This window comes from Dyadobacter fermentans DSM 18053 (assembly GCF_000023125.1).
Taxonomy (GTDB): Bacteria; Bacteroidota; Bacteroidia; order Cytophagales; family Spirosomataceae; genus Dyadobacter; species Dyadobacter fermentans.
Genome location: NC_013037.1, coordinates 5694015 through 5706353, shown reverse-complemented (window position 1 = coordinate 5706353; position 12339 = coordinate 5694015). Strand labels below are relative to the sequence as shown.

The following is a 12339-nucleotide window of genomic DNA, read 5'->3' as shown; positions in this document are numbered from 1 at the left end:
TATAACCGGTCGACCCGACCAGTATTTTTTGATGCGATGATCCGTACATTACTCCATATCCTGCTGCTCGTTTCGAGCACCACCATGCTCCAAGCCGGCACCCTCAAAGGCAAGCTGCTCGAAGCCGCCACCGGCGAACCCGCGCTGGGCGTGGTGATCTCGATCGAAGGTACGAGCCTCCACGATATTTCCGGCCTCGATGGCTCGTTCTCCATCCCGAACCTGCAAAAGGGCTCCTACCGGCTCACGATCCGGCATATTTCCTATGCACCCGTCCAACGGGAATTTGCGGTGAATGGCAACGAGGTAATCCAAATGGACCTTTCCCTCGAAGCTGCCGACGTGAAGCTCGCCGAAGTGGCCGTGACCGGCAAGCGCGACGGCGCGAGCGACAATACGGCGCGGCTCATGGAGCGCAATGCCAGCCAGGTCATGAATATCGTCTCCGGCAAAACTATCCAGATTTCACCCGACCTGACCGTCGCCAATGTGATCCAGCGCATTTCGGGCATTTCCATTGAACGCAACAGCAATGGCGACGGTCAGCATGCGATCCTGCGCGGGATGGACAAACGATATAACTACACGCTCGTAAACGGCGTCAAAATCCCGAGCCCCGATAACAAGTACCGCTACGTGCCGCTGGATATCTTCCCCTCCGACCTGCTCGACCGCCTCGAAGTGTACAAGGCCCTCACGCCCGCCATGGAAGGCGACGCGATCGGCGGGGCGGTGAATATGGTGATGAAAGACGCACCCGACAAATTTACGTTCTCGGCAAACGTGTCTACCGGCTACAACGAGCTGTTTGTGGACCGTAAGTTCATGGGTTATGATTTTAAAAACATTCAATCCAAATCACCCTACGAGCGGAACGGCAACCTCTACAATGCTACCGCGGCCGACTTTTCTACCGCCACCGTGGATTACAAGCTCAAAACACCGGCCCCCAACCTGCTCGGCAGCATTGCGGTAGGGAACCGTTTTCTGAACGACAAACTCGGCATTCTCCTCGCGGGAAGTTACCAAAACACCCACCGCGGCAGCAACAGCCTTTTCTTCGACTCCGAAACCGTGGACACCCTGCGCGGCGAAGCGCTCACCAAAATGAGCGAACGCCGGTATTCCGAACAGCAGATCCGCTATGGACTGCATTCCAAAATCGATTTTCGGGTGAATGACAAGCATAAAATCCAGCTTTACAATGCATTTATGAACCTGACGAATGTGCAGGTCCGGGATGTAAAATCGACCCAGCTTACCATTGGCGGCTACGATCCGGTAGCGGGCAATGCGACCCTCGGCTTCTCTACCCGCTCGCGGCTGACCAGGCAGCAGATCTTCAACAGCACATTGCAGGGCAAGCACCAGCTGCTCAACGCGCTCGCATTGCAATGGTCGGCGGTGTATTCCAAAGCCACCAACGAGGTTCCCGACAATGTAACCGTGCCGCTCATTGGCTTCCGGGAGAATTTCCGGGAAAGGAAGACAACCGTAGGCGACGCATCCAGGCGCTGGGAGCACAACTCCGACCGGGACCTTTCGGCCTATCTCAATTTGACCTACAACACCACCATCGGCTCCACGCAGCTCGAATGGACGGCCGGCGGCTTGTTCCGCGACAAGTCCCGCTCCAATTTTTACAACAACTACCAGCTCCGCCCGGCCGACCCATTTGCCGAATTCGGAAAGGATTTCACGGACTACACGCAGATCCGCTGGACAATCCAAAACCCACGCGGCTCGGTAGCGAGTGCATTGAACTACAACGCTACCGAACAGATCAAAGCGGGTTTCATTCAATTCAAAGCAGAAACGAAAAATCTCGAAATCCTCGGCGGCGTGCGTGCCGAGGCGACCCACCAGGGCTATTCAATGCTTTTCCCGATCGGTGAAGACCGGCCGAATGGTAACCAGCAATACACGGACATCCTGCCGAGCCTGCATTTCAAATACAAGCCGGAAGGCAATGTAAACCTCCGCGCCTCCTACTTCCGGTCGATCAACCGCCCCGGCTTCTTCGAAATCGTACCCTATCGCATTGTGCTGGAAGAATACCAGGAACGCGGAAACCCGGATCTGAAACGCGCCGTTGCCGACAATATCGACCTGCGTTACGAGCTGTTCCCGCGCGCTTCGGAGCAATTTATGGTGGGTGTTTTTTACAAAATGATTAAAGACCCGATCGAATACACCCTCCGGCGCGACGCCGTTCGCGGGCAGGACATTTACTACTCGCCGGGCAATTTCGGGAATGCGAAAAACTATGGTCTGGAAATCGATTACATCAAATACGTGAAGCAATTCGGGATCAAGGCCAACTACACTTACACGCATTCGCGCATTGCCACCACGAAATCCAGGCGCATCCGCAACGAAAGCGGCGACCTCGAAACGATTAATGTCGAGCAAACGCGGCCGCTTTACGGACAATCGGCGCATGTAGCCAACCTCTCGGTACTATATAAAAACCAGCAGAATGGCATCGATGCCCAGCTGGCCGGTGGATACACGGGCGACCGTATCAACACGGTTTCGCAGTTTATCGACAACGACCTCTGTCAAAAACGATTTATCCAAATGGATGCCTCCCTCGAAAAGACATTCCGTAATGGCCTGGGCGTGTTCGTGAAAGCCAATAACCTGCTCAACACCCCGATGGAAGTGTATATCAACAATGTGAATGCCTCCAATGCCCGCATTCCGAACCAGGACCTGCCGGGCAAGACACTCATCCGCCGCGACCGCTACCAGCGCTCCTATCTGCTTGGTGTGCGATACAAATTTTAATCAGTCATCAAAATTTTTAAATCTCATGAACAATTCCAGAATGAAACAGCTATTTATGCTCTCAGCGCTTGCCGCATTCCTGATCACCGGTTGCAGCGACGACAAATCAGAACCCACGCCGGTAAACCCACAGCCCACCGAAGAATCGGTATCCGGCGAAGTGTCCGGAACCTGGACCAAAGGCAATACCTACAAAGTAACCGGCCACATCCAGATCCCCGACGGCAAATCACTCACGATCGAGGAAGGCGTGACAGTGCTTTTCAGCGACTCGATCATTAAGCCGGAAGTGGTTGTAAAAGGCAACTTGTACAGCCTTGGCACAGCCGCGGCGCCTGTGAAATTCACTGTGCCCGATGCCTGGAAAACGCCGGCCAACGAGTTTGGTAACCTCTGGGGCGGTCTGATCGCCGGTCCGAACTCGGCTGAATTCGTGTTGAGCAACACCATACTCGAATATGGCGGCGCCGTTACCACGGAAGAATCGCCGTCGGTGAAAGCGGAATTGTACAAAGCCGAAGCGGGCGAGCACGTGCCGGTTATCTACTATTCCAACATCAACGGAAAGCTGGTAGTTATAAACAGCATTATCCGCAATTTCAATGAAGACGGCTTCTACATCGAAGGCGGCAAGGTGCTCATCGCCAATAACACGTTCAACACTACGGGCGTATCGGGCGGCGATGCGATCAATATCAAATCGGGCGTGCAGGCGGATGTGGCATTCAACCTCATTTACAGCCCCAATACCAATGCATTGAAACTCTCGAACTCCGGCGAGCGCTCGCCGCAGGCATATGTGGTGGGTTATAACAACACGATCATCAACGCCGGTTGGAGAAGGCCCACTACCAAAGGCGGTTCCATCTGGCTTGAAAAAGGCGTCCGCGCGGACCTTTACAACAACCTGCTCGCCAACGACCGCTTCGGTATCAAGACGGAGAATGTGGACAAGTCTGTGGATGACCGTTCGGTAATTGCCAATACATTATACTACGGCGCTACCGAGGAAGGCGTGAAGCAGTTCCAGCCGTCGGCCGAAATCCTGAAAGGCGCAAACGACCTTATTTCCGCCAAAGTGGGCGACAACGACCCGAAATTCGTGAACTACCCATTAACGACCGACAGCAAAAACGCCACCTTCAACACCGCCTGGGATTTCCACGTGCAGGCAGGCTCGCCCGCGCTGGGCAAGGGCAAAACGGGCTTCTCACGCTTGTATGCGGACGGCCTCGTGGTAAACGGCGTCACCTACAAATCCCCAGCACCGGCCGATTACATCGGGGCGTTTGGTGCGAAGTAATCTTATCCATTCAGATTTTTAGCCACGGCACGACGGTAATGTCAGCCAGAGCGCACCGGGCCGCCGAAGACAATTGGCGTAATGCAAGCCATGTTTCGACCGCCCGGCGGCCCGGTGCGCTCAACATGACATAACGTGCATCGCTTCTAATCATACTTTTATTCTAACACCAGTGAAAGCATTCATTCTCCCGGCCATTGGCCTGGCCGCATCGCTCGTGGCCTGCCAATCCAATACCGGCACGCCGATCCAGTCCGCAAAGGCCGACACCGTTAATGCGGTCGTTCAGCCGGTGTTCATCACCGATACCGTCGCCCACGACACCGACGATCCCGCGATCTGGATCAACCCTGCCGACCCCGCCCAAAGCCTGATCATCGGCACCGATAAGGATCAGGACGGCGGCTTGTACGTGTTCGATCTGCAAGGCAAGGTGCAGCGCGACAAAACCGTAACCGGCCTGAAACGCCCCGATAATGTGGACGTAGAATATGGCCTGATGCTGGGCGGCAGACCGACCGACATTGCCGTTACCACCGAGCGGTTCACGCATAAGCTCCGCATTTACAGCCTGCCGGACATGCAGCCGGTCGACAATGGCGGTATCGAAGTTTTTGTAGGAGAAAAGGGCGAAAACATGCGCGATCTGATGGGTATAGCCCTTTACAAAAGCAAGGCCGGCAAAATATATGCCGTGGTGGGACGCAAAGCTGGCCCTACCGACGGCACCTACCTCTGGCAATACCTGCTGGAAGACGATGGCAAAGGCCGCGTGAAGGCTTCGCTGGTGCGTAAGTTCGGAAAATACAGTGGTTTGAAAGAAATAGAGGCCATAGTGGTGGACGACCAGCTAGGCTACGTTTACTATTCCGACGAAGGCCAGGGCGTCCGCAAATACTACGCCGACCCCGAAAAAGGCAACGAAGAACTCGCCCTTTTCGCCACCACCGGTTTCACGGAAGACCACGAAGGCATTTCGATTTACCAGCTTACGGATAGCACGGGGTACATTCTGGTATCGGACCAGGGAGCCAACAGTTTTCACATTTTCCCCCGCGAAGGCACCGACGGCCAACCCCACACACATCCGCTGCTGCGAAAAGTAACCGTGAGTGCCAACCATAGCGACGGCTCCGACGTCGTATCGGTTCCGCTCAATGCCCAATTCAAAAACGGATTGTTCGTGGCCATGAGCGACGATAAGACATTCCACCTCTACCGCTGGGAAGACATTATGGTTGTTAAATAACCTCCCGAAAACAGCTTACAAGCAAATAAGCCGCCGGAAAACTCCGGCGGCTTATTCATTACTATCTACTATTAAACTGACTAAGTTTAATGATTAACCTGTTCTGCTAATACCCTTTGTTCTGGTTCAGTTTGGTGTTATTACGTATTTCGGCGGTCGGGATCGGGAAGAGTAGTTCGCGCTCGGTCAGTTCCGGGCCGTATGAAAACTTGTGACCTACGTAATTTTCAAACTTTTTCGTCTTCACATTGAATGCTTTCCGCAGGCGCGCCATGTCGAACCAGGTGATGTTCTCGAAGCACAGCTCATGCCAGCGTTCTTTCCAAACTGCCTCGCGGAACGTATCCTTTGTGAGCCCGGCCAATGCAGGCAGCTGCGCGCGGGTGCGGATCGCGTTCACGGCCTCGTAGGCCTTCGCCGACGGTCCCGATACCTCATTGGATGCCTCCGCGTACATGAGCAGCACATCGGCATAGCGCAGGATCGGCCAGTTCAGGTCGCTGTTTGCGGAGCTGGTTTGTGCCACATTATCAAAGTGTTTGTAGATAAAATAGCCTCCCAGATCCACCTCCTTGTTACGATCGGACTCGTTGGTGAATTTTGTAAAGAAAAATTGCTTTTCCTTAATGCGCAGGTCGTTGGCATCGTAAGACTTCACAAAATCGCCCGTGGCGTAAATCCCGCCTGTTTCATCGGAATAGGCCGAAATATTTTTGTTGTAGGGAATAATGGAAACCTGCCAGTTCGAAGCAATCAATCCGGTTTTATACTGGATCATGAAAATGTTTTCCTCGATGTTCTTTTTCGCGGGGTTGTGAAGGTCGTCGTAGCTCGCAAACAGCTTAAACTGCTTGGAATCGATCACTTCTTCCGCTTTTTTCGCCGCCAGATCGTAGTAGGCCGCGCCTTTTTGCAATGGATAACCGGCCATGGTGAGATACACCTTCGCCAGCAGCGATTTCACCGCTCCGAGGGTTACTTTTCCACTGTTTTCGGTCATGGGCAAGCCCGATGCTTCGGCAGTTTTCAAGTCTTCGACGATCTGGTTATAAATCGCCTCCGGCGTAGCCGCATCCGGACGCAGCTGCTCCGATTGCAGGTTTACAGGCTCGGTGATCAGCGGAATGTTGCCGAACATCTGCACCAGTTGGAAGTAGTAAAATGCGCGAAGGAAATAAGCCTCGCCAAGCACCCGCTTCATTTCGGCGGCATCCATCGTAATGCCCGGAATCCTGGCTATCGACAGGTTGGCACCGGCGATTCCCTTATAGTATTGGGTCCAGTAGGTTTGTCCGTAAGTATTGTCGGAAGTGTTCCGCAGGTCCTTGATAAAATAACTGTTCACAGCCTGACCAAGGTCGGTATTGGCCAGGCCCGTTGCAAACTCGGGCATCATCCACGCCGACCCGTTGAAACTGCCCACCATCGGTTCGCGCAGGGGTGTATAAATGGCGTTCACCGAACTTCTCGCGTGCGCAGGCTGCGTAAAGTAGTTTTCTTCGGTGAAGTTACTGGGGTCGGACTCGTCCAGGAAGTCGGAGCAACTGGTTGCCCCAAATAAGCTCAATATCGCGAGCAGGCCGATTTTTTTTGATAGGATTGTCATTGTTGCCGTCGGTAAGAGTCAATATTGTTATAAACCGATATTCAAGCCGAGCATAAATACTCTTGGTTTTGGATAGTCATACAAACCCAATCCCTGGTCGAAAGGCGATGAGGAGTTGGACACTTCCGGGTCATAGCCTTTGTACTTGGTCGCCACGAAGAAGTTCTGAATGGAAGCATAAGCTCTCAGACGGTCCAGCTTCAACTTCGAAACCACATTGGTCGGGAACACGTAGGCCAACAGAAGGTTACGGCCGCGGATAAACGAAGCGTCGGTTACCTTGTGGCTGTCGTTGTTGGTCGTGTAGTAGGCGTTAATCGGGCGTACCTGTGCAATCGGCGTGTTCTGGTTGGTTTCCGTCCATGCATTCAGCACTGTTTTGTAGCTGTTAGCGATACCCTGGCGGTCCTCCGCGGAGTGGATACTTCTGTCGAGCACGTCATTGCCGTACATGTATTGCAAATCGACGGTCAGCGACCATTGCTTGTAGCTGAATGTGTTCAGGAACGTACCGAAGCCGTCGGGAATACCTTTACCGATGATCGCACGGTCGTTGTCGTTGATCGCGCCGTCCTTGTTCAGGTCTGCGTACTTCACGTCACCGGGCAGCATGTTGTATTTTTTGGCTTCCTCCGCTTCCGAAGTAGACCAGATTCCCTGGTGCACGCGTCCGAAAAACGACCCGACGGGCTCACCTACGCGTATTACCGTTGCGCCGGAGAAGATATCGCTGCCGCCCGAAAGCGCCAGCACCTTGTTTTTATTCACGGAAATATTGAATGTGGTATTCCAAGAGAAGTCCCCGGCTTTGATATTGGTCGAGTTCACCGCGAATTCGACCCCTTTGTTTTCCATGCTGCCGATATTGGTAAAAATGCTCGTGTAGCCGCTGCTCGACGGTAGTGGCGCATCCAGCAACATTTCATTCACTTTGCGGCGGTAGAGATCGAGTTCGAAGCTCACGCGGTTCTGAAACAATCCCAATTCAATCCCCAAATCCACTTGCTGTGTTTTTTCCCATTGCAGGTTCGCATTCGACATCCGGCCTACGCCGATACCGATATTACGCGTGCCGCCAAAAATGACATCCGAGCTGGCCATACCGGCAAGCGCGCGGTAGGCGGGGATTTCAGAGTTACCGGTAGCACCGTAGCTCGCGCGGATTTTCAGGTTGGAGATCGAGTTCGAGTTTTTGAGAAACTCTTCCTCATTCACACGCCAGGCCACTGCCGCCGACGGGAAGAATGCATACCGGTTGGCATCACCAAACTTGGACGAGCCATCCATACGGCCTGTAAACGTTACGAGGTATTTATTCATCAGGCTGTAATTGATCCTGGCGAAGTAAGAGTTCAAACCGTACGCTTCGGCGCGGGAAGTCGGTGCTATGGCGATGGCCCCCGCGGAGAGGTTATTGTATTGGAAATAAGTGTCCGTAAAGTTCTGGGCGCGTGCCTGGTTATCGAAACGATCGACGTGCTGCCACGACAAACCGACCATCGCATTGATCGAGTGGATCTTGCCGAAGTCTTTGTAATACGTCAGGTAGTTTTCAAATTGCCACGAATTATAGCGGTTATTGATCACCCAGGCCTCGCCATTGCTGGTAATGTACTGCAACCCGGCAGCCGCGAAATAGTCGTTACGCTGGTTGATCACGTTGGCACCCACCGTCGAACGCAGTTCCAAACCGTCGGCAAGACGGATATTGGCATACATATTCCCCAGCATGGTTTGTGTTTTGAGGTAAAAAAGGCGCTCATTCACCACGCGCAGCGGGCTGTCGCCGCCTTCCATTCCCGGGTAATCGCGGTTGCTGGCCCATCTTCCGTCGGGATATTTCACCGGGATGATCGGCAACGCTTCCAGCACCTGGCGCATGGCCGTGATACCACCGCCGCCCAGCTGGTCGATCTGCTTTTCGTTCTGATCGGTGTAGCCCAGCGTACCGCCCACTTTCAGCCAGCTTTTGATTTGGGAATCAAACACCAAACGGCCTGAGAAGCGCTTTTGCCACGATTCTTTGATGATACCATCCTCGTTGCGGTAGTTCAGGAACGCCCCGAAGCTGCCTTTTTCGTTGCCGCCGGTAAAGCCCAGCTGGTGATTTTGAGTAAATGCCTTCTGGAAAGCTTCTTTCTGCCAGTCGGTGTCGTAAAGCGGGTTGCCGTTCGAGTCGAAAAGCAGCGGATTGGTCCGTTTCAGTTTGGGATCGGTGTATTTGGTGCCGGTAGCCCAGCCCACGGGATCATATTTGGCTGCATTGGCATAAAGGGTTTCTTCTACCTGCAAAAATTCCCTCGAATTCAAAACAGGCAGCTTGCGGGGAGCCACACCAATGCTGAAATCAGTGTCGTAAGTCACCTTTCCGCCGCCCGATGTACCGCGTTTGGTTGTTACGAGGATTACCCCGTTTGCACCGCGCGCACCGTAAATGGCCGTTGACGAAGCATCTTTCAACACCTCGATGGACGCGATGTCGTTCGGGTTGAGGTAGTCGATGGGCGTACTGCCGTTTTGCAGGTCAACCGCATTCAGGATCACGCCATCGATCACGTAAAGCGGGTTGTTGGACACGCTGATGGAGCTCGCCCCGCGAATGCGGATGTTCGCGCGCCCACCCGGCCGGCCCGAGTTGGACGACACGTTCACGCCTGTAATGCGGCCCGAAAGCCCCTGGTTGAGGGACGACGCCGGGCGTTCCTGCAAAACTTCCGCTTTGAGGGTCCCTACCGCGCCCGTCAGATCGGACTTTTTAACCGTACCATAACCTACCACCACCACTTCTTCCAATGCATTCTCGTCCGGCGCCATGGTCACATTCACGGCCGACTGGTTTCCCACCGTCACCTCCTGCGATTTGTATCCCACAAAACTGAAAACCAGCACCGGCTGTCCGCCATCGGGGATTTCGAGGCTGAATTCCCCGGATGCGCCGGTGGATGTACCGCGCTGCGTGCCTTTCAACACCACGCTCACGCCGGGGAGGCCAGCGCCGCCCTCATCGGTCACATTCCCTTTGATCGTCCGGTCCACCGCCTCCTGGCCCGCCGATGCCTGGGCCGTCAGGTTCTCCTGGTTCAGCGCCTGTTCGGGAAGCGCCAGCGCCTCTTCCCGGTTATCCTTTCCCGGCAGGGCTTCCTTTCCTTTGCCCTCGGTGATCACGAATGTATTCTTTCTGGTCTTTTTATATTTCAGGCCGTTCTGCCGCAGCAGCTGGTCGAGGTTTTTCTCAATTGGCTGGTTAAAATCCAGGTTGCTCGAAGCGACATTGACGGAACCTACCAGACGGTCTTCGAAGATAATTTCCACCCCGTAATGTCTTTGCAGATCGAGGAGCACGTTTTTGAGCTTCATTTCCTGCCCGATGGACATATGCTGCCTGGAAGGCACCGACGCAAAGGCAATGACCTGTGAATGCACGACCCGCGAGGATTGCGTCATCAACACAATCCCGATCGCCACCCATTGCTTGGCTGATAGCGTTAGATTCATAATCAAATGGTTTGGAATAATTAATGGTTCGTTAAAAGAATTGAAGCGCCGTTTTGCTCGACCCTGAGATCAAGCACCTCCGAGACCGTTTTCAAAAGCTCCTCCGCGTTTCTGGTCTTGAAATTGCCGGTGATAGACCGCTGGGCGATATTCGAATCGGAAAGGCTCACTTTTTGCCCGAAATTCTCTTCGATCATCGCCAGTATCTCCTTCACCGGTGTTCCGTTGAACACATAGCGCTGCTCCGTCCACGGAGCGAATGCTTTGACATCCTGCTGTTTTTCGAGCTGCACCGCCCCTTCCTGATCCAGGATCGCGAGGTCGCCGGGCTCCATCATCACCTCCCTGCGCTGGTCGTTTTGTGAGTAATCAATGCGCACGCTGCCGGACTTCAATGCTACTTTCGTACCCCTTTGCCGGGCAAACACCGAGAATGTGGTGCCGAGCACTTCTACCTGGAATTTTTCGGACGTTCGCACCACAAACCGCTTGTTGTCAATGGTATGGCTCACCGAAAACTCGGCCTCACCCTCCAATGCGACCGTCCGCACATCGCCCCAGAAACCCAGTCGGGGCACTTGCAGCCTGGAATTCGAGTTCAATGCTACTCGGCTTCCATCTTCGAGGTACACGTCGGTAGTCTGGCCGTAGGCTGTTTGATACGTTTTGTACTGCAATGGCTCGCGAAACCACCACCCGCAGCTCACCAGCGCGGTTACAGATGCTGCTACAAGCCAGAAACGATTACTGCGGCGCGCGATCCACGAGGGTTGCCGGTCTGCCTCGTCGGCTTCGTCCTCCCCTTCTTCGGCGGTTACCTCATCCAGGGTAGAGTCGATCCGGTGGAGCAGGTTGGCCAGCGCCGCGTCCCGGTCGGGAACGAATTGCGGCGATTTCGTTTCATATTCCAGCAGCCATTGATGAAACGTGTCGGAATTCTGCTTCTGGACGATCCAATCTTCCACGAGTTGCCTTTCGAGCGGATTGGCGCGTCCGGCCAGGTACTCGAAAAGCGTATACTTCGATATAGTTCTTTCCATTTTTGTTCGGTTTACAACGTTGACGAGCCTGCGTGCAGGATTTCTAGAGGGAATTCAAAATGGTGAGGCACAGCGGGAGCATCCATTCGCCGTTCAATGCCAGGCGAAGGTGTTTCAAAGCCTTGGAAATGTGCACTTCCACGGTTTTGGGCGAAATGTGCAGCTCATCCGCGATCTCGTGGTATTTTTTGTTCTCGAAACGGCTGAGCAGGAACACCTTCTGGCATTGCATCGGGAGCCGCGCGATCACTTCGTTTACTTTCAGGAAAAGGTTGTTGTAATGGATTTCGGCATCAGGCTGCTGATGGTAGGTCGAAATCGAATGCTCCTCGTTCATTTCGAGCGAATCCGTCTTCCCGAACTCTCTGCGCATATACGTATAGCATTCGTTGCGCACGGAACGGAACAAATAGCTGGTGTACGATGTGGTGATATTCTCATAAGCCTTCGTCCGGTAAAACTGGAAGAACACCTCGCTTACCAGGTCTTCGGCAATCTGTTTGGAATACACAAATCGCACCGCATGGCTGCAAAGCGGGTTATAGTACCGCTTAAACAACAATTCCAGGCCCTTTCCCGGATTTTGTTCAAAAGCCGATTTCAGAAAGGTCGCAGAATCAATTTCGCTTACGGCGGCCTTGCCATCGTGTGCGGGTGACACAAATGGCCCTGGGCGCTTCGGTTCCGGGTTGAGCAAAGGATCGTGCATTGAGTATCCGTTCGTATGTAATAATTAAAAGACTTTCTTGCATTTAAAATCCCTTACCCTTGTTTTAAAAAAACTAAAACTTTTTTAAGTGCTAAATTGACACTTACAGCCCGAAAACTAAAAAGGCTGCCATTCCAGCGAATGACA

At 53.5% G+C, this 12339-nt stretch carries 7 protein-coding genes; 3 read left to right on the top strand and 4 right to left on the bottom strand.

The window, feature by feature from the left end; all coding sequences use genetic code 11:
* The first annotated feature begins 36 nt into the window (after positions 1-36).
* From DFER_RS23510 to DFER_RS23500, 3 genes are all read left to right on the top strand, one after another.
* Entirely contained in the window at positions 37-2790 is a 2754-nt protein-coding gene (locus DFER_RS23510) for a TonB-dependent receptor (protein ID WP_015814163.1), read from the top strand.
* A 25-nt stretch (positions 2791-2815) separates the two neighbouring features.
* Positions 2816-4093 carry a right-handed parallel beta-helix repeat-containing protein gene (locus DFER_RS23505; RefSeq protein WP_015814162.1) on the top strand — a complete coding sequence of 426 codons (1278 nt, stop codon included), beginning with the start codon at positions 2816-2818 and terminating at the stop codon, positions 4091-4093.
* A 172-nt stretch (positions 4094-4265) separates the two neighbouring features.
* The gene (locus tag DFER_RS23500) at positions 4266-5342 is read left to right on the top strand and encodes a phytase (RefSeq protein WP_015814161.1); all 1077 of its coding nucleotides are present in this window, start codon (positions 4266-4268) and stop codon (positions 5340-5342) included.
* A gap of 106 nt (positions 5343-5448) precedes the next feature.
* Here the strand turns inward: DFER_RS23500 and DFER_RS23495 are convergent, their stop codons facing one another.
* From DFER_RS23495 to DFER_RS23480, 4 genes are read right to left on the bottom strand one after another with little or no spacing between them, the layout of a single operon-like run.
* Positions 5449-6948, bottom strand: a complete 1500-nt coding sequence (locus tag DFER_RS23495; RefSeq protein WP_015814160.1) for a RagB/SusD family nutrient uptake outer membrane protein — start codon at positions 6946-6948, stop codon at positions 5449-5451.
* A 27-nt stretch (positions 6949-6975) separates the two neighbouring features.
* A complete protein-coding gene (locus DFER_RS23490) occupies positions 6976-10443 on the bottom strand; it encodes a SusC/RagA family TonB-linked outer membrane protein (protein ID WP_015814159.1) in 3468 nt (1155 codons plus the stop codon).
* A 20-nt stretch (positions 10444-10463) separates the two neighbouring features.
* The gene (locus DFER_RS23485; protein WP_015814158.1) at positions 10464-11483 is read right to left on the bottom strand and encodes a FecR family protein; all 1020 of its coding nucleotides are present in this window, start codon (positions 11481-11483) and stop codon (positions 10464-10466) included.
* Positions 11484-11526: 43 nt separating this feature from the next.
* Positions 11527-12192, bottom strand: coding sequence for an RNA polymerase sigma-70 factor (locus DFER_RS23480; protein WP_015814157.1), 666 nt, complete (start codon positions 12190-12192; stop codon positions 11527-11529).
* Between the last annotated feature and the right edge of the window lie 147 nt (positions 12193-12339).

What these genes read in the sequence shown, in the direction of transcription:
- DFER_RS23510 (WP_015814163.1), top strand. Translation starts at nt 37, where the DNA reads ATGATCCGTACATTACTCCATATCCTGCTGCTCGTTTCGAGCACCACC.
- DFER_RS23505 (WP_015814162.1), top strand. Translation starts at nt 2,816, where the DNA reads ATGAACAATTCCAGAATGAAACAGCTATTTATGCTCTCAGCGCTTGCC.
- DFER_RS23495 (WP_015814160.1), bottom strand. Translation starts at nt 6,948, where the DNA reads ATGACAATCCTATCAAAAAAAATCGGCCTGCTCGCGATATTGAGCTTA.
- DFER_RS23490 (WP_015814159.1), bottom strand. Translation starts at nt 10,443, where the DNA reads ATGAATCTAACGCTATCAGCCAAGCAATGGGTGGCGATCGGGATTGTG.
- DFER_RS23485 (WP_015814158.1), bottom strand. Translation starts at nt 11,483, where the DNA reads ATGGAAAGAACTATATCGAAGTATACGCTTTTCGAGTACCTGGCCGGA.
- DFER_RS23480 (WP_015814157.1), bottom strand. Translation starts at nt 12,192, where the DNA reads ATGCACGATCCTTTGCTCAACCCGGAACCGAAGCGCCCAGGGCCATTT.